Origin of the sequence: Rhodothalassium salexigens DSM 2132 (assembly GCF_004341375.1) — a bacterium.
GTDB classification, from domain to species: Bacteria; Pseudomonadota; Alphaproteobacteria; order Sphingomonadales; family Rhodothalassiaceae; genus Rhodothalassium; species Rhodothalassium salexigens.
In genome coordinates this window covers 203,197-226,967 of the sequence record NZ_SLXO01000004.1, presented here as the reverse complement: position 1 = coordinate 226,967, position 23,771 = coordinate 203,197, and the positions used below count along the sequence as shown (strand labels likewise).

Below are 23,771 nucleotides of genomic sequence, written 5' to 3'. Positions count from 1 at the left end.
TTGTGATAAGCAAGGCCGCTCCTTCCGTCCCCGCATGTTGCAGTGGAGATTCCGGCCGTGACCGTTCCCGACCGTTTCCTGGGCGTTGCCTTTGCCGCCGGCGACATCGTTCTGGAATTGGATTCCGACTATCGCATTCTGCACGCCGATGGCGCCGTCACCGGCACCGCGCTGGGGGGCGCTAAGGGGCCCCTGGCGCTACCCGACGCCATCGCCGCCGATGACCGGCCGGCGCTCCATGGCGCCTTCGACGCCTTGTCGAGCACCTTTCGCAGTGGTCCGATCCGCTTGCGCCTGCCCTGCGACGACGGCGAAATGCGCCCCTTCATCGCCAATTTCGGCCGTCTGCCGCACCGCGACGGGCGTTATTATGCGCTGCTCACCAGCCCGGCCCATTACGGCACCACCGCGTCGCTGATCGACCATCTGGTGTCGGCACGCAACCGGCCCGACGGCGGCCGGGCCATGCTGGAGCGGCTGGCCCGCCTGCTGACCGAGCCCAGCGCCGGCCCCGCCGACGACGGCGTACCGCACCGGCTGTTGACGGTGTTGGAGACGTTGGGCGACGACGATCTGAACGACGCTCAGGTGCGCGCGTTCGAGCAGCGGCTGAGCGCCATGTCGTTGGGCGGCCAAGGGGCGATCAAGCTGAGCGACCACCGCTTCGCCGTGGTCCAGGAAGACACCGGCGACGGCGCGGCCACGCGCGCCATGATCGCCGGGTTGGGCGAGGCAACGGGCGTCGACGTCCGCTCCGCCACGCTCGACCCGAGCCGCGCGCTCGACCGCGAGGACGCGGTGCGCGCCATTGTTTATTGTCTCCAGCAATTTACTGAAGACGCACAAGGTTTCGACATCGACTCGCTGTCGACCAATTTCGCCAGCGTCATCCGCGAGGCCAATGACAATGTGAGCCAGTTCCGGCGGGTTCTGTCGGAAGGGGCGTTTTCCCTGGTGTTCCAGCCGATCGTCACCCTGGCCAACGGCATGCCGCACCATTACGAGGTGCTGGCCCGCTTCGACCAGACCGAGGGCCAGACCGGCAGCCAAGCGAACGGCCCGGCCCGCCCGTCACCCTATGCCACCATCGCCTTCGCCGAACGCACCGGGCTGATCGCGGAATTCGACCGCGCGGTGATCACCCGGGTGATCGACAAGCTCAACCAGATCGACGACCGGCATCGCCCGCCCCGGGTCGCGGTCAACATCTCCGGCCGGTCGCTGCAGAGCGATCCGTTCGTAACCCAGTTGTTGCGCCAACTGGCCCGGCACCAGCGGCTGTCCGACCGGCTCAGCCTGGAAATCACCGAATCGGCCGAGATCAAGGCACCCGAAACCCTGCAATCGACCATCAACCGGGTGCGCGACCTGGGTTTCAAGGTCTATCTGGACGATTTCGGTGCCGGCGGTGCGGGCTTTCGCTATCTCAAGGCGCTGCGCGTCGACGGCATCAAGATCGACGGCAGCTATATCCGCGATGCCCAACGCAGCCACCGCGACCACGCCTTCCTGCGCTGCATGGTGGGGCTATGCCGCGACCTGGATATCAAGACCGTGGGCGAGTGGGTCGAAACCCCGGAACAGGCGGCGATGCTGCGCGGCCTCGGCGTCGACTATGCCCAGGGTTTCCTGTACGGCCACCCGCAGCCCGGCCTGAAGGTAACCCCGCGCTCGGCGGTCGGCTGACCGGGCGCACCCGTGCCAGCCATGCGCCTGCCTTGCCATGCCGCCCCGCCGGCGCGCCGGCAGCCACGCCACAACGGTCGGGCGCCGGGTACCGGGCGCCGGGCGTCAGCCACCGGTGAAGCGCGGCGGCCGCCGGTCGGCGAACGCTGCTACCGCCTCTCCATGGTCGGGGCTGGCCTGGGTGATCATCTCATAGGCGATGGCGGCCTCGGAAATCTGGTTGGCCAGGTCGCGCAGCGGCAGGTTGATCGCCGCCTTGGTCCAGCGCTGCGCCCACCGCGCCCCGCCGGCCAACTTGGCCGTCAGGGCGTCGACCCGGTCGTCGAGCGCCGCCGCCGGCACGGCATCGTTGATCAACCCGATCTCGGCGGCGCGCGGGGCGGCCACCATGTCGCCGGTGAGCAGCAGTTCCTTGGCGCGCGGATAGCCGATGATCTGCGGCCACAAGAGCGCGCCGCCGTCGCCGGCCACCAGGCCCATCTTGACATGCGGATCGCCGATCGACGCGGTGTCGGCGGCGACGATGATATCGCACAGCAAGGCCAGCGACGCGCCAAGCCCGGCGGCCGGCCCGTTCATCCGGCAGACCACGGGCTTTTCCATCTCCAACGCGCCCAGGATGATGCGCTTGGCGTCTGCGGCGATGGCGCGAAAACGCCCCGGCTCGTCGATCATGGCCTGAAACCAGGCCATGTCGCCGCCGGCGCAAAAACCGGGCTCGGCACCGGTCAGCACGATCACGTCGCTGTCGGGGTCGGCGCCCAGGTCGGGGAACAGCGCAGCCAATTCTTGGTGCAGCCGCCCGTCGACCGGGTTCATGGCGCCGGGCGTGTCGATGGTCACGGTCAGCACCCGGCCGGCGCGCTCGAAGCGCAGCCGTTGATAGTCGCGGCCCAGGGCCATGGGCATCCTCCCTCACCTCTTTTGGGTATGGGGGAGAGCTTGACCGACGCCCGGCGGGCCGGTCAACGGCTACTCCTCGGTGAGGAAGATCAGCGCGAAGCCCACCAGGGCGAAGAACAGCAACGGCGCGAAGGCGGCCACCGCCGGCGGCACGCTGCCCAATTCGCCCATCGCCAGCATGAAATTCTCGGCGACGAAGTAACTGAAGCCGAGCGCCATGCCGATCAGCAGCCGCGCGGTGCCGCGCCCGCGGCGCATGGCGCCAGCGCCTGCCACCGCGCCCATCAACGGCATCACCAGGGTCGACGCCGGCCCCGACAGGCGGCTGAGCAGCGCGGTCGACAGCGCGGCGGCGTCGCGCCCCTGCTGCGCCATGGACGCCACCACCTCGCGCAAGGTGCCAAGCTCGGTCACGTCCGGGTCCACATTGCGGGTCAGGAACTGGTCGGGCGTCAAGGCAAGGTCCCACACCGCCGACTGCGCCGCCGTGGTCTCCAGCGTGTCGACGCCGAACCGGCGGACCCCGAACAACCGCCATTCGCCCTTGTCGTACCAGGCGAAGTCGGCGCGTTCGGTATAACGCACCATGCTGTCCGCGCCGAGGCCGTAGACGGTCACCTGGTCGAGGATCACCCGGCTGCCCGAGCGGCTCAGCGCCTCCACATGGATCACCCGGTCGCCCTGGGTCAGCCAGATATCGGTGCGGATATCGGGGCGCGGCGGCAGGTCGGCGGCATAGTCGTTCTGTTGCCAGTATTTCAGCCGGTTGGACGCGTCCACCACCACGGTCTCGAAGAACAGGAAATGGCCGATGGCGATGGCCAGACAGACACCGCCCAGCGGCAGCAGCAACCGGTGCGGCGACAGGCCGGTGCCGCGCATGACCGTCAATTCGCTCGACTGGCGCAGCGTCGACAGGGTGAACAACACGCCAAGCAGGGCGGCGAACGGCACGAACTGGTCGACCAGTTGCGGCACCCGCAAGACCACATAGCGCAACAAAGCCCCCCGGCCCGCGCCCTCGCCCGCCAACAACGCCTCCGACGTGGCCATCAGGTCGAGCAGTTGCAGCACCACCACGATCAGCGCCAGCACGAGCGCGAACCGCAGCGCGAACTGGCGCGCCAGATACCCGGCGAGCGTCGGCGACGGCACCGCCAGACGGACCAGGCGCTTGAACGGACGGGTCATGGAACGGGTCTCCGACGAAGGCGGCGGGCCAGACGCCCGAGCAGGGCGCCCAGGCGCTGACCGGCGGTTTCAAGCGGCGTCAGCGCGGGCGCCCCCGGCCGGTCGCCAGTGACATGAAAGGCCCACAGCGCAAACGCCCACAAGGCGGCATAGATCGGCCACATGGCAAGCCACGGCGCGGCGACGCCCGAGGCCACGATGGCGCGGCCGGCTTCCATCACCTCATGATAGACGATCACCGTGACCAGGCCGAGCAAGGCGCCCGCGCCGCTGTCGCGGCGTTTGTCGATGACCCCGAGCCCGAACGCCAACAGCGGCAGCGGCAGGAAGTTGAGCGTCGACAGCAACCGCCAGTGCCATTCGGCGCGCGCAGCCGCGCTGTCCGGGCCGGTCGCGACGGCGTCGCCGCCCGGGCCATCCGGGTCGCCCGGCGCGCCATAGCCGGTCAAGCGCCACAATTCGGGCAGTGTCGCCTCTTCTTCGCGGCTGCCGCGCGGGCGGAACGCTTCGATCGGCGGCAAGGCGATCGGGCGATCCTGGCGCTCGAAGCGCAGCAGGCTCGGCGTGCCGTTGACATCGGTCAGGTTCAGCAACCGGCCCTGATAAAGCCGTAACAAGATGACGTTCTCGTCCGCCGTGGCCAGAAACTCCCCGCGCTCGGCGGTGACCACCACCCGGCCCCCGGGGCCGTGGCGCTCCAGAAAGATGTCGGTGAGGATGCGCCCGCCGCGTTCCACGCCGCCCACGTTCAAGACCACCCCTTGCGCCAGGTCCACATACTCGCCGACACCGACGGTGGCACCGAGGGCGCCGCTGCGGGCGTCGAACTTGAGCGCGCTGTAGGTATAGAGGCTGACCGGCTGCACCCAGCCGACCACCAGCGCATGCAGCGCCATCAACGGCACCAGCACCACATAGAGCGGTCGCACCAGCCGGCGCAACGACACCCCGGCACCGCGGATCACGTCCAATTCGCTCGACCGCGACAACCGCCGCGCCGCCGCCAGCATGGCGATGAACGCGGCGAGCGGCAGGGCGGTGCCCAGATACTCGGGCAGCAGGTGCAAGAGCATGGCCCAGACCACGTCGGCCGGGCCGTTCTCGTTGATGACGAAATCGAACAGCCGCAGCATCTGCTCCAACAACAGAAGCAACACCGCGATCACCAATGTCAGGGCGAACGGCTCGGCGACACTGCGCAACAGGTAACGGTCGAGGGTCTGAAACACCGGCCGGGGCTTCCTCACGGCAGGACGACGGGAGCGGACAGCGTGGCCCCCGATCGCCTCAATGGCCGAATTTCCCGCCGCTATCAAGGGGACCGGCGGACACGGGCTCGCCCGGCGTCCCGGCGATCCGGCCGCTGCCGGTCAACCCGGTCAGCGCGAACAGGCCCAGATTGGTCGCCTGCATCAACACGCCATTGACCAGAAACAGCGCCGAGACCGCGCTGTCGGGCGCCGCCACCGCACCGGCCAGGGCCACCGCCACGGCGGCGAAGGCCAGTTCCTTGGCCGGCACCAGCGGCAGCCGGGTCATCGCCATATAGAGCGCCAGAAAGACGCCCCATGTGGACCAGTCGACCAGCGGCAACACCAAGGCCCACTGCGCCACCTGCAAACCGGAGACCACCGCCAGCCGCGCGCCATGCAGCGCGAACACCCGGCGCGCGGCCGCCGCCGGGATCGACAGCACCCGGCCGCGAAACACCAGGAACAAGGCCAGCAGCAGCGCCGCCGCTGCCGCCGCCCAGGCAAGCGTGCCCTCAAGCCCCGGCGCGGCGTCGAGCGCGCGGCTCAACTGCCCGGTCGCGGCGACCGCGGCCAACAGCGCCAGCGTGGCGATCATGGCCGCGGCCGACGACAGGATATTGACGTCCTTGACCAGCGCGAACACCGGCAGGCCGCCGGGGCGCGCGTCGCCCAGTTCGCGGCGTGCCCAATGGTAGAAATAGGCCTCGCCCGAATAGTCGACGACGGCGAAGTTCAGCACCCGCTTGCGCAGGAACACCGGCCAGGCGCGCCATAGCGGGCGGCCGAAGAGATGGCCGTAAATGGCGATCTCGAAGCCTGAGAACGCCGCATAGCGCACAGCGAACAACAGGTAGAACCAGGGCGAGGCCGGCGTGTCGGCGAGCACCGCCTCGAACCCGACGCCCCATAGCTGGTGGACGAGCAGCGCCAGCACGGCGCAGAACAGCGCCGCCTTGACCGTCCGCCCGACCCAGGCCGGCGGCGTCCAGGCGCGCGCGCGCCCGGCCACCTGCCGGCCCCGCGCCCATAATGATGCCCAGGCTGTGCCCATGGCCGTGCCGCCGCCTCCGTCGCCTCGGATGTGCCGCGCCCTGCCTTACTGTACCGGCCCGGCCGCCGCAATCGTCACGATCGCGACACTGCGGGCCTTTACCACCCCCGCACCGCAACCTATTTGAGGCACAAAGCCCGCAGGGCATCCCCGCAGAGTAGCGCAGATGATCCCCACAGACACCGAAGCCGCCGGCCTGGCAGCCCCCGTCGCACCGACCGACCGGCCGCGCTTCGGCCGTTCGTGTTGGTCCTGGTGGATGACGGCTCGCCGGACCTGGCGCGTCGGGTGCTGAAACAGGGCCGGGCGATTTATCCGTGGCATCTGTGGTGCCAGGCGTCGGATCGGCGAGCGAACCGACGCAGCGTGCGCTGGACGCTGGTTGAGCGGCGATCTACTATTTCTCGCCAAGACGGTCGAAAGACTGGTTTTTCTATACGTTCCTGGCACAAAGATTTGCCCGTCGCCAGTGCAATGACATTAATCTTAGACGCCGCGATTGGGTAAGCCACCCCGAAGACCGGGACGGCGAGCATTTTGACAGGAACCCAAAGTACCCCCCTGGACAGAGGACAAGCCGATGGGCTCTTATCCCGGTCTAATGAGGAGAGCCCCTTGACGGACAAGCAACAAACCGCCGCCACGCCCGAACGCTGGACCGTGGTCATCCCGGCGTTCAACGAAGCCCGGTTCATCGCCCGCACGCTCGACACCCTGGCCGCCCAAAGCATCGGCACGCCGTCGATCGTGGTGGTCGACAACGCCTCGACCGACGGCACCGCCGAGGTGGTGGCAAGGTTCGCCGCCGAGCATCCGGGCCTTGACGTGCGGGTCGTGCCCGAACCGCGCCAGGGCCGCCTTTATGCGCTGGAAACCGGCATCGCCCAGGTGACCACGGCCTATGTGGCGCTGTGCGACGCCGACACGCTCTATCCGGTCGACTATCTGGCGCGCGCCGGCGCCGGCTTCGACGCCCACCCGGACGCCGCGGCGGTGTTCGCGCTCGGCGTCTATCGCGGCTCGTCGCCGCTGCGCGCGCGGCTGGTGCGGCTCAAGGGCGCCATCGCCGGCCGGCTATTGCGCAACCAGGGCCACACCGGCGGCTATGGCCAGTGCTTCCATATGGGCCGCCTGCGCGCTGCGGGGGGATATTCGGTCGATCTGTGGCCGTTCATGGTCGCCGACCATGAGGTGGTCAACCGGGTGCGCCGCCACGGCCGGATCGTCTATAGCGGCAATTTTTGGTGCCTGACGTCGGACCGGCGCAAGGACCGCAGCCGGGTCGACTGGTCGCTCGGCGAGCGCTTGCTGTACAATTTCTCGCCCGGCTTCACCAAGGACTGGTTCTTCTATCGCTTCCTGCGCCCGCGCTTCGAAAAGCGCACCATGTACAACATCAACCTGCGCAGCCGGGACTGGGAAGGCGACCCGGCCCCCTGATCCCCCCGCGACGCCCGAAGACGCGACAGCCAAAACGACGCGCCGGCGCATAAAACGGCCACGCAAGGGGCTGGTCCCTTGCGTGGCCGCGATGCTTATCAGCGCCTCGACCGGTCGGGTCAGGCAGCAGCGCGCTGTTCCATGTCGCCATAGAAGGTGCGCCCGGCCGCCGCCATATCGCGCAGCAGCTTGGGCGGCGTGAACCGGTCGCCGAAGCGCGCCGCAAGCGCGTCGGCGTCCTCGACGAAGCGGGCGATGCCGTAGGTGTCGAGGAAGCTGAACGGCCCGCCGGTAAAGGGCGGGAAGCCCCAGCCGAAGATGGCGCCCAGGTCGCCGTCGATGGGGTTTTCCAAGATCCCCTCCTCGAAGCAGCGGGCGCATTCGACCACCTGCGAGAACAACAGGCGATGGCGCACGTCCTCGGCCGACGGTTGGTCGCCGGCGACCGGGAAGGCGTCGGCCAGGCCGGGCCACAGGCCGGTCTTGCGGTGGTCCTGATAGTCGTAGAAGCCCTTGTCGTTCTTGGCGCCGAACCGGCCCAGATCCTCGACCATGCGGATCGCCACCGCGTCGCCGGGGCTCGCCACATAGGCGTCGCCCAGATCGGCCATGGTCTGACGCATGATCTTGACCGACAGGTCGATGGCCACCTCGTCGCCCAGTTCGAGCGGCCCCATGGGGAAGCCCGCCTGGCGCCCGCAATTCTCGATCAGCGCCGGGGCGACGCCCGCCTCCAACATGCCGAAGCCTTCCATGATATAGACGCCGACACAACGCGAGGTGTAGAAGCCGCGGCTGTCATTGACCACGATGGGCGTCTTGCGGATCGCCTGGGTGTAGTCGAGCGCCTTGGCGATCGCCTTGTCGCCGGTCTTCTCGCCCTTGATGATCTCGACCAGCATCATCTTCTCGACCGGCGAGAAGAAGTGGATGCCGATGAAGTTCTCAGGCCGGCTCCACGCCTCGGCCAGGCTGGTGATCGGCAGGGTCGAGGTGTTGGTGCCGAAGATGGTGTCGGGGCCGACCACCGCTTCCGCCGCCTTGGTGACCTCGGCCTTGATCTCGCGGTTTTCGAACACCGCCTCGATGATCAGGTCGCAGCCCTTGAGGTCGTTATAGTCGGTGGTCGGGTGGATGCGGTCCAGCAGCGCCTGGCCCTTGTCCTGGGTGGTGCGGCGCTTCTTGACGTCCTTTTCCACCAGCCGCTCGGAATAGGCCTTGCCCTTGTCGGCGGCGGCCTGCTCGCGGTCCAGCAGCACCACCTCCATGCCGGCCTTGGCCGACACATAGGCGATGCCGGCGCCCATCAGCCCCGCGCCCAACATGCCGAGCTTCTGGATCGGCGCCTTTTCCACCTCCGCCGGGCGGTTCATGCCCTTTTCGGCCGCCTGCTTGTTGACGAACAGGGTGCGGATCATGTTGCCGGCCACCGGCCCCTGGATCAGCTTGGTGAAATACTTGCTCTCCAGCCGCACGGCGGTGTCCATGGGCACGATCGAGCCTTCATAGACGCAGCTCAAAATCGCGTCGACGGCGGGATAATTGCCCCAGGACTGGCCGCGCGCCATGGCGTTGGCGCCGATGAAGGTCTCCACCGCCTTGGGGTGCATGGCGCCGCCGCCGCCGGGATACTTGAAGCCCTTCTGGTCCCAGGGCGCGACCACCTTGGGGTTGGCCTTGACGATCTCCTTGGCCTTGGCGAGCAACTGATCGGGCTCGACGACCTCGGCGACGATGCCGAAGCCCTTGGCTTCCTGCGCCTTGATGGTCTTGCCGGTGGTCAGATACTGAAGCGCCGCCTGCAGGCCGATCAGGCGCGGCAGGCGCTGGGTGCCGCCGGCCCCCGGCAACAGCCCCACCATCACCTCGGGCAGGCCGAACTGGGCGTCGGGCGTGCACACCCGGAAGTGGCAGGCGAGCGGGATTTCGAAGCCGCCGCCGAGCGCCCGGCCGGCGACCGCAGCCACGAACGGCTTCGCCTTAGCGCCCTGCTTGAGCATCGCCTTGGCGTCGTGGCCGCCGGTCTCCAGCTTGCGCAGCAACAGGTTGAGCGACACGTTGCGCTCATAGACGTCCCCGGCGCGCATCGACGGCGCCTCGCGCGACAGATCCTGCAACATGCGCAGGTCGGCGCCGGCCATGAAGTCCTTCTTGCCCGAGATGATCACCGCGCCGACGATGGCGTCGTCGGTGATCACCCGGTCGACGGCGCGGGCCAGGTCGTCGCCCAGGCGTGCGTCGATCACGTTCATGGATTGGTCGGGCAGGTCGATGGTCAGGACGGCGATACCGTCGGCGTCGACATCAAAACGGATGGTCTCGGTCATGGAGTGGTCCTCCCAAAGGTCTCGCGGGGTCGGGCACAAACCCGGTCGCCCGGCGGGCCATCAAGGCACCGCACGGCCGACCGGCGGGCCTCGATCACACGCGTTCGATGATAGTCGCCGTGCCCATGCCGGCGCCGATGCACAGGGTGACGAGCGCGGTGCCCTTGCCCGACCGCTCCAACTCGTCGAGCACGGTGCCGAAGATCATCGCGCCGGTGGCGCCGAGCGGATGGCCCATGGCGATGGCGCCGCCATTGACGTTGATGTCGCCATGGTCGATGTCGAGCGCCTGCATGAAGCGCAGCACCACCGAGGCGAACGCCTCGTTGAGTTCCCAGACGTCGATATCGTCCTTGGTCATGCCGGCGCGGCTGAGCGCCTTGTTGGCGGCGAATTCGGGGCCGGTGAGCATGATCGTCGGCTCCGAGCCCACCGACGCGAACGCCTTGATGCGCGCACGCGGCTTGAGGTCGTACTTGGCGCCGGCGTCGCGGTTGCCAAGCAGCACCGCCGCCGAGCCGTCGACGATGCCGGAAGAATTGCCGGCATGGTGGACATGGTTGATCTTCTCGATCTCGGGGTAGCGCTGGATCGCCACCTTGTCGAAGCCGGGCATCTGCTCGCCCAGACCGGCGAAGCTGGGCTTGAGCGCGGCGAGCGACTGCATGTCGGTCTCGGGCCGCATATGTTCGTCATGGTCGAGCACCGGCTCGCCGATCACGTCGCGGATCGGCAGGATCGAGCCGGCAAACCGGCGGTCGTCCCAGGCCGCCTTGGCGCGCTTCTGGCTTTCGACCGCATAGGCGTCCACATCGTCGCGGCTGAAGCCGTATTTGGTGGCGATCAGGTCGGCGGAGATGCCTTGGGGCACGAAATAGCTGGGGATCGCTTGTGCCGGGTCGCTGGGCCAGGCGCCGCCGTCGGCGCCCATGGGCACCCGCGACATATGCTCGACCCCGCCGCCGATCACCAGGTCGGCAGCGCCGGCGGCGATGTGACCGGTGGCGGTGTTGATGGCTTCGAGGCCCGAGGCGCAGAAGCGGTTCATCTGCACGCCGCCGGTCTCCTGGCCGATCCCCGAGGCGAGGACGGCGGTACGCGCCACATCGGCGCCCTGCTCGCCCACCGGGGCGACGCAGCCGAGATAGACATCGTCGACGCTGTTCTCGGGCAGATGGTTGCGCGTCCGGACCCCGGCGAGCACCTGGGCGGCCAGATCGGTCGGGGTGATCTCGTGCAGCTTGCCGTCGGGGCGGCCCTTGCCGCGCGGGCTGCGCACGGCGTCGTATACGAACACATCGGTCATGATCGGCGATCCTTTCCCTATTGGCGGGCGACCCGGGAGCGGTCCCCGGATCGCAACATCGTTGGGCCCGGTTTGCGGGCCTGGGCCTTGCCGCGCCTTAGAAGGCGTCGGCGGCGAGCGCCATCACCGGGTCGGCGCCGGCCTCCACCTTGGCGCGCAGGCCGCCGGTCTCGGGCAGCATGTGCTTGGCGAAGTAGCGCGCGGTGATCAGCTTGTTCTCGTGGAACGCCATGTCGCCGCTGCCCTCGTCAAGCCGGGTCAGCGCCACCTTGGCCATCTTGGCCCACATGTGCCCCATGACCACCAGGCCCATCAGGTGCATATAGGGGGTCGACGCGGCGCCGGCATTGTCGGGCGCCTTCATGGCGTTCTGCATCAGCCACATGGTGCACGCCTGCAGGTCGCCGAGCGCGGCCTGGAGCGGTGCGGTGAACTCGGCCATCTCGGCGTCGTCCTTATGGTCGGCGCAGAAATCCTCGACCAGCTTGAAATAGGCGCGCACCGCCCGGCCATTGTCCTTGGCCAGCTTGCGGCCCACCAGGTCGAGCGCCTGGACGCCGTTGGTGCCCTCGTAGATCATCGCGATGCGGGCGTCGCGGACGAACTGTTCCATGCCGTATTCGCGGATATAGCCGGCACCGCCGAACACCTGCTGGGCCTGGGTGGCGCACTCGAAGCCGCGGTCGGTGAACACGCCCTTGATCACCGGAGTCAGCAGGCTGATCAGGTCGTCGGCCTCCTGGCGCTCCTCCTCGGACTGGGCCTTCTCGGCCAGGTCGACCAACAGACCGCCCCACAGCGCCACCGCGCGCGCGCCTTCGTTGAACGCCCGGGCGTCCATCAACATGCGCCGCACATCGGGGTGGACGATGATCGGATCGGCCTTGGCGTCGGGGTCCTTGGCGCCGCTCAACGACCGGCCCTGGATGCGGTCGCGGGCATAGTCGGCGGCGTTCTGATAGGCCACCTCCGACAGCGCGATGCCTTGCAGGCCGACGCCGAGACGCGCCGCGTTCATCATGATGAACATGGCCTTCAAGCCCTTGTGCGGCTCGCCCACCAGCCAGCCCTTGGCGCCGTCATAGTTGAGCACGCAGGTGGCGTTGCCGTGGATGCCCATCTTGTGCTCGATCGAGCCGCAGCTGACCGCGTTGCGCTCGCCCGGCTCGCCGGCGTCGTCGAGGATGAACTTGGGCACCACGAACAGCGAGATGCCGCGGGTGCCCTCGGGCGCGTCGGGCAGTTTGGCGAGCACCAGATGGACGATATTCTCGCTCAGATCGTGTTCGCCGGCCGAGATATAGATCTTCTGGCCCGAGATCTTGTAGCTGCCATCGTCCTGCGGCTCGGCCTTGGTGCGGATCATGCCCAGATCGGTGCCGCAATGGGGCTCGGTCAGGTTCATGGTACCGGTCCAGGTGCCCTCGACCATCTTGGGCACATAGGCGCGCTTTTGCTCGTCCGAGCCGGTGGCGCTCAGGCAGGCGATGGCGCCGGCGGTCAGGCCCGGATACATGGCGAAGGCCATGTTGGCCGAGATCATCATCTCCTCGAACGCGAAGCCGAGCACATGGGGCAGGCCCTGGCCGCCATAGTCGGGGTCCTGGGTCAGGCCGCCGAAGCCCAGTTCCACATAGCGGTCATAGGCCGCCTTGAAGCCCGTGGGCGTGGTCACCGAGCCGTCGTCGTGGCGGGTGCAGCCCTCGGCGTCGCCCGACTGGTTGAGCGGCTGGAGCACGCCCTCGCAGAACTTGGCCGCCTCGTCGAGGATGGCGGTGACGGTGTCGGGCGTCGCCTCGGCGAAGCCGGGCAGGTTCGAATAACGGTCGATCTGCAACACATCGTGCAGCAGGAAGGTCATGTCCTTTACCGGTGCGCGATACGTGGGCATGGCACGCGATCCTTTCTCACCTTTCGGGGTCGGGGGACGGATCGGCCTCGGCGGACGATCCGGACACGGGCTCTGGGGCCTGGACAGGCGGGTCTTGGGACGGGGACGCGGTCGCCGCCGTGGCGTCGTCGCACGGGCGCACGACGATGCCGCCGCCGACCGCCGCCTGGAACCGCGCCCGCGCCTCGGCCTCGACGCTGGGGTCGGCGAGCACCGAGTCCACCAACGCACAAAAGGCGGTCAGTTCGCCGAGGGTCTTATCGATATCGTCGCGCTGACGGGTCAGGGCGGCGATGCGCTCGCGGCATTTTTCGAGCGTGCGCCGGCGCTGGGCGGTGCGGTCGCGGTCATAGCTGTAGAGGTCGAGAAGCTCGGCGATCTCGGCCAGCGAAAAGCCGACCCGCTTGCCGCGCAGAATCCACGACAGGCGCGCCCGATCGGTGGCCGAATAGACGCGCACCTGCCCCTCGCGGCGCGGGCTGAGCAGGCCGTGATCCTCGTAATAGCGGATGGTCCGATGGGTGACCCCAAAGGCCGCCGCCAGATCGGCGATCGAATAGGTCCGCTCGCGGCCCGCCGGTGTCCGGTCGGTCGCGTCGGCGGCACCGTTCCGCGCCGGGCGCGTGGTGTCGCTCATGCGATGCAATCCTCTCCCTCTGCTTCGAGGGCTACTTGCCCTTTACGTAAACGTCAAGGGGCAAGCCGAGAGACGCGCAACCATGCGCGCCGGGTCGGCACTGGGGGATAAGAAAGCAACGCCAAGCGCCGCGACTCAGACCCATTTGAAATGCGGCGCCATCGCGTACCGACCTGACGCACCGGTCTGGCGGCCTTGTGCGGCGCCGGCTAGCCGAGACCCGACGCCCACAGAATCAAAAAAAGCCGTAGCCGAACGCCACGGCGGCGAGGGCGAGCCCGGCGAACGCCACGCCGGTGGCGATCAAGCGACCGGTCAGCCGGTACCAGCGGCGCCGCCAGGCCAGACCTACGAGCGCGGCGATCGGCACCGCCGCCACCGCCACCGCGGTCCACAACAGGCCGACCGGGCCATAGCCGGCAGGCAGCCCGAACAGCAGCAAGGATGGCGTCTCGGTTCCGGTCCGATAGAGGCCGGCGGCAACGCCCGCCATGGCGACCAGGGCAAGCGCCGCATACCCGCCGATAACGAACCGGGCGGTGCGGCCCCTGTCGAAGCGCCCGGCGCGCCGCTCGGCAAGCGCCTGCAGCGGCCAGCCCACGGCCGACAGGACGAGCAGAACCGCCAGCCCGACCGCCCCGCCCAACACCAGCCTCGGCTGGGCCTCCAGGTCGCGGGCCAGCGACAGGATCTGGGGCATCCACGCCACGTCGAAGACGAAAGGCTGCCGGTCAATGCTGCACGGCGCGTCGGCCGGGACTGTCGGGTTCTGAAAGAACGCCCGCACCCGCGCCTGCGCACACGGCCGCGATACGGTCGCGCCGTCGCCGTCGTCGGCCAGGGGCAGGGTTTGCGATCGGGACAGGGTTTCGGCCACCAGCGCGCCATAGCGCGGCGGGCTGCCATTGCTGAAGGCGCCGTTGACCAGCAGCGTCGGCCGGTCGGAAACCACCGGCGGCCTTGCCTTGGGCGCCGGCACGCCGAGCGCCTCGCACAGGGCGATGTGGTCGATGGCGAAAAGGGTCGGGTGGGCGTCGTGGTCGGCGGCCAGATCGGCGGCGTCGAAGCCCCGGTCGGCGCAGGCGATGCTGTAGACCGTCGACAGGCGCAACATGGAGGTGCTGGCCCAGGACAGGGAGACCATTTGCCCGATGGTCTCGGCGCGGCGCTCGCTGACGCTGCGCACGACCAGGGGCAACACGGGCAAGAGACGACGATTCTGTGGTAGATAATGCAGCAGAAACTGAAACCCGAGCGCGTTGAGCACGAAGCGGGTGGGCTCGGCGTCCGGGCCGTGTGCGATGGTGAACGGGAACGGCTGGTGCACAAGGCCGGCGCTGGCGTCGGTGACCGCCCCGGTGGCGCTGCCAAGAGCCTTGGCACATGACCGTTCAGTATTGCAGATGGCATCGACGCGCGCCAGGGCGCGGTGAAAATTGCGCCGCCAATCGCGCATCCACAGCGCACCCGGCGGCTGGACGGCATCCAGAACCACCGCCGACACAGGGTCGGGGTATTCGCGCATGACCTCAAGCGCGGTGCGCGCAGAAAATCCCAGCCCCCAGAGATGGATATGCGGGATACGCAGGGCGCGGCGCACGGCCTCCACATCGGCGGCCATGGCCGGATAGGTCAAGGCGCGGCGGTCGATCCCCACATCGGACAGCCGGGCGAGACAGCGCCGAACGATGCCGCGCAACGCATCCTCGAACGGGGCCGCCGAGATCGAATCGGCGAAGACTTGGAACAACTGCGCCTTTTCCGCCTGGCACGACGCGCGGTTGAGGCCGAACCCGCGCTGGTCGATCAGCACGATGTCGCGATCGCGGCGCACGGGATGAGCCGCCAATTGCCGCACAATGGCCGCGCCCCCGGCCATCGCCGGCTGCGAACTCAGCACGAACACCGGTGTCGCCGCGCCGGCGGGCGCCGCCACCGCCTCCAGGATCACCACCCGCAACCGCAGGGTCGGCCCCGACGCGCGAGCCCGGTGCACGGGAACCTCCACATGACCGCAGCGGACATCCTTGATACCGGCCAAGGCTGGATCGCAAGCCAACCGGTTGTATTCGCCCACGCCGGCCCGGGCACAGCCATTCGGCAATGCAAGCAAAAGGATTGAAAAAAGAAGTATAACAGAACTACGAATCATGAAGACGTCCAGTCAGCGGGGCAAGCTCAGCCTTCTCGCCACCCCGCATCAAACAAAGCGCCAAGTTTGGCCAGCAATTATGTCTGAATAGTTACTGACCGCCCCACCCCATCCGGCGCCGGTCGATTGGCCCGTGCATGGGCCGCACCAGAGCGATATGCTGGCGCGGATCTTTTGCAGCCCCGGGAGCCCGCCGATGCCGTTCGAGCCCGCCGAGATGGAAAGCCTGACCCTTACCGTCGACCGGAAGATCGCTCATGTGGAGTTGAACCGCCCGGACAAACGCAATGCCATGAACCGGGCATTCTGGGACGACTTGCCGCGCCTGATGGACGCCCTGTCCGAGCGCAGCGATGTGCGCGCGGTGGTCATCTCGGGGCGCGGCGCCATGTTCACCGCCGGGCTCGACCTGACCATGGCGCAGGAGTTCGTCGCCCCGGCCGATGCCGATCCGGGCCGTGTGCGCGAGAAGCTGCGCCGCACCATTCTGGCCATGCAGGACACCTTCACCGCCATCGAGCGCTGCCGGGTGCCGGTGATCGCGGCGATCCACGGCGGCTGTTTGGGCGGCGGCGTCGACCTGGTCACCGCCTGCGACCTGCGCTTCGCCGCCGCGGACGCGTACTTCACCATCCAGGAAATCAACATCGCCATGGTCGCCGATGTGGGCACGCTGCAACGCGCGCCGCACCTGCTGCCCCATGGCGTGCTGCGCGAACTGGCCTATACCGGCCGACCCATGACGGCGGACGAGGCGGCGGGCTATGGCTTCGTCAACGCGGTGTTACCGGACCGCGAGGCGACCCTCGACCGGGCGTTCGAGACCGCCCACACCATCGCCGCCAAAAGCCCGCTGGCGGTCACCGGCACCAAGCAGGTGATCAACCATGCCCGCGACCACAACGTCGCCGACGGGCTCGACTATGTGGCCACCTGGAACGCCGGATTGTTGATGAACGGCGACCTGATGAAGGGCATGTCGGCCGCCCTGTCCAAGAGCCCCGCCGCCTACGACGACCTGGCCGATTGAGCTCGACCCTCGGACCAACAAGAGGCGCACCAAGGTCGCCCCGTTCCCGGTTGCCCGGCCGCCGCGGTTGCGATCAGGGTTTGATCCCGCCGGCCGCCGGCGGGGTTTCGGTGCCGAACAAGCGGCGGACATTGTCGCTCTTGGCCATTGCCGCTTCGCGCAACGACTGTTCCAGATCTTCGAGATAGGCGTTGAGGTCGGCCACCGGCATGGGCCGGGCGAAAAAGAACCCCTGCGCGTAGGGAACCCCCATGGCGCGCAGATAGGCCGCCTGTTCGGGCGTCTCGACGCCCTCGGCGATGATCCCCATGGTGAGACGCTGGCCCAGATCGACGATGGCGTCGAGCACCGGGCGTTTCACCGCATCGGTGCCGATGGTGTCGACGAAGGTGCGGTCGACCTTGAGGATCTGGGCCGGGAACCGCTGCAGAAAGGCGAGCCCGTTGTGGCCGGTGCCGAAATCGTCGATGGCGATGGAAAAGCCCTGCGCCGACAGCATCTCCATGACCCGGAGCGGCGTCTGGTCATAGTCGGACAGGATCTCGCGTTCCGTGGACTCGAGGGTGATCTGCGACGGCCGGAGCGACGTGTAGGCAACCAGTTGGCGCAGATCGTCGACCAGGTCGAAGGTGCGGAAGTGGCTCGCCGCCAGATTGATTCCCACATGGAATTTCGGATCGCCGTAAAGCTGCGGTGCCAACTCGTCGATGGCGGTGCGGATCAACCAACGGGTCAGCGGCACGATCAGACCGTTGCGTTCGGCGATGGGGATGAACCGGTCGGGCCGGATCATGCCCATGGACGGGTGCTGCCAGCGGATCAACGCCTCGACGCCGACGCACCGGTCGGTCTCCAACTCGATGATCGGCTGATAATGGATGCGAAAATCCTCGCAATCGCGCGCCACCGACCGCCGCAGGCTCTGTTCGAGCGACATCTGACGGGTGGTCTGGCGATAGAACAGCAGGCCCAGACTGGCGCCCAGCAACGCCGCCAAAGGCGCGATCAGCGGCAAATTGTTCTTGAACGTGCGCAGCACGAAGCCGGGATCGGCGCGCACCACGGCCCGGAAGGGATAATCCTCGGAACGCACCGACTTGACGATGCCGCGATCAGCGCTTTGGCGGGTGTTCCAGGAGCCGTCGGGATGCGCCGCACCGCCCTTGGCGACGACGATCTCGCTGCCGTCGTCGAGCAGCAGGCTGGCATGGCCGAAGCGGCCCAGATGGCGGACCACCGACGGATGCGCGAATTCATCGGGAGCGACCAGGCCGTTGATCGCACCGCCACCGGTCATCGGCACCGCGATCACCAGCGACCGGCGCTGCCGGACCTCGGTATCGGACACCGTCATGAACACGCCGTCGCGCTCGAACGCCTGCATCATCTCGATGGGCGACGGAATGCGCGCGGCACCGAAATTGGTGCAATAGACATTGCCCTGATCGTCGATGATGCCGAACTGTCGCACGAACGGCGACAGATAGCTCTGCAAGGACAGGGATTCGGTGGACCAGGCGTCGCAGGGCTGGCCGGCCAATGCCGCCAGCGAGCCGATTTCCCGGATCGCATAGCGCACCACCGCCTCGCTATCCTCGAGTGTGCCGCGGGCATACCCTTCGACCGCCCGATGGCTCTGCCGCACCGACAAGGCATAGCCAAGCGCAAGGGCGAGCGATGCCGCAACCAGCATCACCAGCACGGTGCTTGCGATCACAAAGAGACGTCGGTGCATGGCTGACCCAGTATCCTCACAAGCCTGGCGGAACCTTTCCCAACACCGGTCGCCAATCGATAAATCTGCCCGCCAAGTATTGATGAACGGTTACGATCCCATGTCACGGCCCCTGGCGCAGCCCTGGCACGGTCCGTATCGCGGCGGCTCGCCACGGCGCTCCGGCGCGAGAAGCGGTCTCCCGCCCCGGCCGGCGATATGCTAAGCCGCCTCGGAAGGCTGGGCCAATGCCGACGGTCTCACCGTGGCTCGTCAGGGCCCGACGGTGAAGGCAAAAGCCTCCGCGATCCGAGGCTTGCCGAGTTTTTCCGGGGCCGATCCGAGGCGACCCCGGGGGGCGGTCCGCCGGCAGTGGGCCAACCGCCGATGTCCGACGTATAACGGGCCGCAGTCGCGTGGCCCTCGGGCTGACGTGTCGCGTCTTCCCGCCACCCCGAACCGATCTTGTCCTGCCATGTTGAAAGCCGTTGACGATATGCCGTTTCATCCGCTGACCGATCCGGGCGAAGCCGACCTGCGCGCCTACCGCAACGCCCTGGGTCGCTATCCCACTGGCGTCGCGATCGTGATCGCTGGCGGCGGCGGCTACCAGCCGGTGGGCATCACCATCAACAGCTTCGCCTCGGTCAGCCTCGACCCACCGCTGGTGTTGTGGAGCGTCGAACGCAGCAGCAGCGCGGTCGATGCGTTCACCCACGCGCCCGGCTTCACCATCTCGATCCTGGCCGCCGATCAGGGCGCCATCGCCCGGCAGTTCGCCACCTCCAAGCACAGCCCGGCCGAGCGCCTGATCGGCGCACCGCTGGCCGACGGACCGGGCGGCGTGCCGATGGTCGAGGACGCCGCGGCCCGGTTCGACTGCCATCTGGAAGCCACGTTCCCCGGCGGGGATCATGTCATCATCGTCGGCCGCGTGCATCATTTCGACTATGACGACGGTCAGACGCTGTTGTTCCAGGATGGCGGCTTCGGCGCCGCGGGCTGAGCGTCGTCGACGATCGGTCGCCGTGCGCTCACTCGGCGGCAGCATCGCCGTCCTGCGGCCCCAGGCCCAGAAGCGCGCCCAGGCGAACCACATAGGCATCGAACGCCTCGTGCCCGGCCTCGGTCATGGTCACGGTGGTCAGCGGCCGGCGCTTCTCGAAGCGTTTGTGGATGGCCACCTACCCCGCTTCCTCCAGCTTGCGCAGATGGGTCGACAAATTGCCGTCGGACACCCCGACCTGCGCCTTGAGATGGCCGACCTCGGCGCTCGTCGCGGTCGCCAGATATGCCATGACCGCCAACCGCACGCGACCGTGGATCACATCGTCGAGGCCGCGGGGGTCAAGGGTGCCGGTCGACCAGCCGATCGCCGCCGTCAGGGTCAGGACCACGCCGGTGCCGATGAACGCCGTGGCATACAGCGCCGTCAGCTTGTTGCCCGGACGGCGCCCGGCCGTGCGCGCCCCGATCCAGGCCGACAACGCCCATCCAAGCACGATCGCCACCGCCCAGCCGAGCGTCCCGCCACCGTCCTGCATCGCCCCCTCCATCGACTTTGCATTGCAAAGCATGGATTTGGCCGCGACGCATCAAGCCCGACGGCACCGCGCCCCACACGAGGGCGACCGGAGGCTGATACGGGAGCCGATACGGGGGTCGACACGCCTCGCGCCTTGCGGGATCGACCGGCGCGTTAACAGGCGCGGCTTTGCTCGGTCATGGTCAGATAGTCGTCGTAGGCGTCGGCCAACAGGCGGATGCTGGCGGGACCGATATCGGCCATGCGCAGGTAGCGTACCAGGGCGGCGACACCGCGCGCATCGAGATCGCTCAGCACCCAGGCCGGGTCCACATCGACGAATACGCCGACCGCGACCGCGAAGCTCCGCAGATTGCCGTTGCGCACCAGATGCAACAGCAGATCCAAATCCAACTCGCCCACCTCGTGCAGGTGGGCCAGATAGGCCATAATGTTGGGCACCGGCGCACTGTCGAGCGTATCGCCCAGCACCCGGCGACGGGCCGACTCGGCCAGATAGGCGGCATAATCGCGGCCCAGATCGAATCGCACCACCAGCGCTTCGCGGGCCGCCTCAGACAGGCGTTCGAGTAACGGCTCGACCGCATCCACCGGCAGATCGCCGCGCCGACTGAGCGCCGACAACAGCGTCTCGGTCTGCGGGAACCGGTCCAGGATCCGCCCGCAGACCCGCGACGACATCACCGACCCGTCATTCTCCACCAGCGCCCGAACCGCCGGTTCGGCGCCGTGTTCACTGAGCATGCGGGAAAGCGGTTCGGACACCGACGCCCGACTGGCGACGGCGGTCTGCACCGCCGGGTCGCCGTCATAGACCAAGGCGGCAAGCTGTCGGTCGGTGAGTGTCGGGCTGTGGCGGATGAACGGCAGCGACACTTCCGGCACATCACGGGCCAGCACATCGACCAACCGGGCGGGCAAGATCTCGCTGGTCGCCACCGCCTCGGCCAGGGCGGCGCGCACCGCCACCGACAGATCGTGCGCCAGTGCCTCGGCGATGCCGATGGCCGCCTGCCGGTCGACCCGGGCGCCATCCACGGTCAGGTATCGACCGAGCCGACGGGCCAACGCTTCGCGATCGGCCACCGCGGATTCGGTGATCGTGGTAAAAATATCCCTGGCCTGACCCATACTCGACACCACACCAACTCGCGCACCGTCCGCCCTAGGCCGTCCTGGCCCCTACACCGTCGCGCCCCTGGAGACGGACGGCGCGCAGGCCCCCGCCATTGGCACCACGCCGTCATGATGACGACGTGCGTTTTGCACATAATGCACCGCCGACGCTTTCAAAAGGTTGACTTCCTGGGGCTTCAGGTCGCGCACCACCCGGGCCGGGCTGCCGACCGCCAGAACCCCGGCCGGGATTTCCTTGCCCTCGGGCACCAAGCTGCCGGCGCCAAGGATCGCGCCGGCGCCGATCGTTGCGTGATTGAGCACGATGCTACCCATGCCCACCAGGGCGCCGTCTTCGACCGTGCACCCATGCAAGGTCACCCTGTGGCCAACCGTCACACCCTCGCCCACAGTCAGCGGCGCGCCCATGTCGGTATGCAGCACGCTGTTGTCCTGAATGTTGCTGTCGGCGCCGATTTCGATCCACTCATTATCCCCGCGCAGGGTGGCATGATACCATATGGATGCGCCGGTGCACAAACGCACCCGGCCCACCAGCGTGGCGTCGGGGGCGATGAACGCCGCGCGCTCGATATCCGGCTCGATGCCATCCAGGCTGTAGATCGATCGGGTCATGATACCTCCTCGCTCGCGCAAAGCCGCGACCGGCCCACGCGCATTGATTGCGGCGTGCGGGACGCCTAATGACGACCCCCCAACCCTAGAAGCCGGACGCACCGCCGTCATGCCGATTCTCAATCAAGCCCTGATCTTCCTGGGCGCCGCCTTGATCGCCGTGCCGATCGCCAAGCGCCTCGGCCTCGGCGCCGTGCTCGGCTATCTGATCGCCGGGGCGGTGCTCGGCCCCTCGGTCAGCGGCCTGTTCCAGCACCCCGACGCGATCCTCGACGTGGCCGAGATGGGCGTGGTGCTGCTGTTGTTCGTCATCGGGCTCGAACTCCAGCCAAGCCGGCTGTGGACCATGCGCCACACGGTGTTCGGGCTCGGCGGCTTGCAGACCGCGCTGACCGCCGCCCTGTTGACCCCGGTGCTGATCTGGCTTGCCGGTCTGGACTGGGCGCTGGCTTTGACCCTGGGTGTCATGCTCGCCGCCTCGTCGACGCCGCTGGCCTTGCAGATGCTGGCCGAGCGCCAGGAACTCAAACAAGCGCACGGTCGGGTCGCCTTCTCGGTGGTGCTGTTTCAGGACCTGATGGCGATCCCCCTGTTCACCGTGATCCCGCTGTTGGGGATGGCCGGCATCGGCGCGGCGTCGGCACCGGCCCTGCTGCACAGCGCGGCGGTCAGCCTGGCGGTGGTGGCGGCGTTTCTGATCGGCGGCCGGTTCGTGCTGCGCCGGGTGCTGCGGCTGATCGCCGAGGTCGACCAGCAGGAAGCGTTCACCGCCACCGCACTGTTCACCGTCGCCGCCAGCGCCTGGGTGATGACCCAGGCCGGGCTGTCGCCGGCGCTCGGCGCCTTCGCCGCCGGGGTGTTGCTGGCCGACAGCGAGTATCGCCACGAACTCGAAGCCCGGATCGAGCCGTTCAAGGGCCTGCTGCTGTCGCTGTTCTTCATCGCCATCGGCATGTCGCTCAAGCTGTCGCTTGTGATCGCTCACCCGCTGACCATCCTCGGCGCGGTCGCCGGGCTGGTGGCGGTCAAGGCGGCGGTACTCTACGCCCTGGCGCGGGCCTGGAAGCTGCCCGGGCGGCCGGCGCGCAAGCTGGCGCTGGTGCTGTCGCAGGGCGGCGAATTCGCCTTCGCGCTGCTGATCCTGGCGTTTCAGGAAGACCTGCTCGACCGGACCATGCTGGAAGGCTCGCTGCTGGTCGTCGGGCTGTCCATGGCGACCACGCCGCTGTTGATGGCGCTCGACGACGCGCTGGCGCGGCGCCAGAGCCGGCCCGAGCCGCGCCGGCCCGACTATGACGCCCCCGACGACGGCGCCGAGGTGATCCTCGCCGGCTTCGGCCGGGTCGGCCAGATCGTCGCGCGGGTGCTGCGCGGCCGGGGCATCGCGTTCACCGCGCTCGAAGAGCGGCTCGACCAGGTGGAGATGGCCCGGCGCTTCGGCAGCAAGGTCTATTTCGGCGATGCCGGCCGGCTCGATCTGTTGGAGGCCGCCGGCGCCGACCGGGCCAAGCTGTTCGTCCTTGCGGTCGAGGATGTGGAACAGTCGCTGCGCATCGCCGACACCGTGCGCACCCACTATCCCGACCTGCCGATCCTGGCCCGGGCGCGCAACCGCGACCATGTCTACCGGTTGATGGATCGCGGCGTGGCGGTCATCGAACGCGAGACGTTTCATTCCAGCCTGCGCCTCGCCACCGCCACCCTGACCCGGCTGGGGCTGAGCGACGACGAGGCCCTCAGCATCGTCGAGCGGTTCCGCCGCCACGACGAAAACCGCCTTTACCTGGCCCATGCCACCTATAAGGATGAGCAGAAGCTGATCGAACTGGCCAAGCGCGAGGTGGCGGTGTTGAGCCAATTGCTGCAAGACGATTCAGACCTGCGGTCATGAC

General features: G+C 68.1%; 17 protein-coding genes and 1 pseudogene. 5 read left to right on the top strand and 13 right to left on the bottom strand.

Annotated features, from left to right (window positions below; genetic code table 11):
- Positions 1 to 57 precede the first annotated feature (57 nt).
- Positions 58 to 1,686 (top strand): EAL domain-containing protein, encoded by a 1,629-nt coding sequence (locus EV659_RS07515; protein WP_132708250.1) that lies wholly within the window; start codon positions 58 to 60, stop codon positions 1,684 to 1,686.
- Positions 1,687 to 1,791: 105 nt separating this feature from the next.
- On the opposite strand, the gene EV659_RS07510 is transcribed toward EV659_RS07515, so the two are convergent.
- From EV659_RS07510 to EV659_RS07495, 4 genes are all read right to left on the bottom strand, one after another.
- The gene (locus EV659_RS07510) at positions 1,792 to 2,589 is read right to left on the bottom strand and encodes an enoyl-CoA hydratase/isomerase family protein (protein WP_132708249.1); all 798 of its coding nucleotides are present in this window, start codon (positions 2,587 to 2,589) and stop codon (positions 1,792 to 1,794) included.
- A gap of 69 nt (positions 2,590 to 2,658) precedes the next feature.
- Complete coding sequence (lptG, locus tag EV659_RS07505; RefSeq protein ID WP_132708248.1) at positions 2,659 to 3,780, bottom strand: LPS export ABC transporter permease LptG; 1,122 nt, start codon at positions 3,778 to 3,780, stop codon at positions 2,659 to 2,661.
- A complete protein-coding gene (lptF, locus tag EV659_RS07500; RefSeq protein WP_165878781.1) occupies positions 3,777 to 5,009 on the bottom strand; it encodes an LPS export ABC transporter permease LptF in 1,233 nt (410 codons plus the stop codon). The genes lptG and lptF overlap by 4 nt, the downstream gene beginning before the upstream one ends.
- Before the next feature lie 58 nt (positions 5,010 to 5,067).
- Positions 5,068 to 6,084, bottom strand: a complete 1,017-nt coding sequence (locus EV659_RS07495) for a hypothetical protein (RefSeq protein WP_132708246.1) — start codon at positions 6,082 to 6,084, stop codon at positions 5,068 to 5,070.
- Positions 6,085 to 6,699: 615 nt separating this feature from the next.
- Between EV659_RS07495 and EV659_RS07490 the strand changes: the two genes are divergently transcribed.
- Positions 6,700 to 7,524: a glycosyltransferase family 2 protein gene (locus EV659_RS07490; RefSeq protein WP_165878780.1), complete on the top strand. Its 825-nt coding sequence runs from the start codon at positions 6,700 to 6,702 to the stop codon at positions 7,522 to 7,524.
- A 119-nt stretch (positions 7,525 to 7,643) separates the two neighbouring features.
- On the opposite strand, the gene EV659_RS07485 is transcribed toward EV659_RS07490, so the two are convergent.
- From EV659_RS07485 to EV659_RS07465, 5 genes are all read right to left on the bottom strand, one after another.
- Positions 7,644 to 9,851 (bottom strand): 3-hydroxyacyl-CoA dehydrogenase NAD-binding domain-containing protein, encoded by a 2,208-nt coding sequence (locus EV659_RS07485; protein WP_132708244.1) that lies wholly within the window; start codon positions 9,849 to 9,851, stop codon positions 7,644 to 7,646.
- A 94-nt stretch (positions 9,852 to 9,945) separates the two neighbouring features.
- Positions 9,946 to 11,157 carry an acetyl-CoA C-acetyltransferase gene (locus tag EV659_RS07480; RefSeq protein ID WP_132708243.1) on the bottom strand — a complete coding sequence of 404 codons (1,212 nt, stop codon included), beginning with the start codon at positions 11,155 to 11,157 and terminating at the stop codon, positions 9,946 to 9,948.
- Between the two features lie 97 nt (positions 11,158 to 11,254).
- A complete protein-coding gene (locus EV659_RS07475) occupies positions 11,255 to 13,048 on the bottom strand; it encodes an acyl-CoA dehydrogenase C-terminal domain-containing protein (protein ID WP_132708242.1) in 1,794 nt (597 codons plus the stop codon).
- 16 nt (positions 13,049 to 13,064) lie between these two features.
- Positions 13,065 to 13,685: a MerR family transcriptional regulator gene (locus tag EV659_RS07470; RefSeq protein ID WP_132708241.1), complete on the bottom strand. Its 621-nt coding sequence runs from the start codon at positions 13,683 to 13,685 to the stop codon at positions 13,065 to 13,067.
- Between the two features lie 235 nt (positions 13,686 to 13,920).
- On the bottom strand, positions 13,921 to 15,681 hold the full coding sequence (locus EV659_RS07465; RefSeq protein WP_165878779.1) for an alpha/beta fold hydrolase: 1,761 nt from the start codon (positions 15,679 to 15,681) through the stop codon (positions 13,921 to 13,923).
- 352 nt (positions 15,682 to 16,033) lie between these two features.
- Between EV659_RS07465 and EV659_RS07460 the strand changes: the two genes are divergently transcribed.
- Positions 16,034 to 16,867: a crotonase/enoyl-CoA hydratase family protein gene (locus EV659_RS07460; RefSeq protein WP_132708239.1), complete on the top strand. Its 834-nt coding sequence runs from the start codon at positions 16,034 to 16,036 to the stop codon at positions 16,865 to 16,867.
- A gap of 73 nt (positions 16,868 to 16,940) precedes the next feature.
- Here EV659_RS07460 and EV659_RS07455 read toward each other — a convergent pair whose 3' ends face one another.
- A complete protein-coding gene (locus EV659_RS07455; RefSeq protein ID WP_132708238.1) occupies positions 16,941 to 18,602 on the bottom strand; it encodes an EAL domain-containing protein in 1,662 nt (553 codons plus the stop codon).
- Between the two features lie 454 nt (positions 18,603 to 19,056).
- On the opposite strand from EV659_RS07455, the gene EV659_RS07450 reads away from it, so the two are divergent.
- Positions 19,057 to 19,587: a flavin reductase family protein gene (locus tag EV659_RS07450; RefSeq protein WP_132708237.1), complete on the top strand. Its 531-nt coding sequence runs from the start codon at positions 19,057 to 19,059 to the stop codon at positions 19,585 to 19,587.
- 28 nt (positions 19,588 to 19,615) lie between these two features.
- Here the strand turns inward: EV659_RS07450 and EV659_RS15130 are convergent.
- From EV659_RS15130 to EV659_RS07435, 3 genes and pseudogenes are all read right to left on the bottom strand, one after another.
- Positions 19,616 to 20,125 (bottom strand): annotated as a pseudogene (locus EV659_RS15130) (winged helix-turn-helix domain-containing protein).
- A 155-nt stretch (positions 20,126 to 20,280) separates the two neighbouring features.
- A complete protein-coding gene (locus tag EV659_RS07440; protein ID WP_132708236.1) occupies positions 20,281 to 21,258 on the bottom strand; it encodes a DUF2336 domain-containing protein in 978 nt (325 codons plus the stop codon).
- A 51-nt stretch (positions 21,259 to 21,309) separates the two neighbouring features.
- Positions 21,310 to 21,879, bottom strand: a complete 570-nt coding sequence (locus EV659_RS07435) for a gamma carbonic anhydrase family protein (protein ID WP_132708235.1) — start codon at positions 21,877 to 21,879, stop codon at positions 21,310 to 21,312.
- Positions 21,880 to 21,988: 109 nt separating this feature from the next.
- On the opposite strand from EV659_RS07435, the gene EV659_RS07430 reads away from it, so the two are divergent.
- Complete coding sequence (locus tag EV659_RS07430; protein ID WP_132708234.1) at positions 21,989 to 23,770, top strand: monovalent cation:proton antiporter-2 (CPA2) family protein; 1,782 nt, start codon at positions 21,989 to 21,991, stop codon at positions 23,768 to 23,770.
- Position 23,771 lies beyond the last annotated feature (1 nt).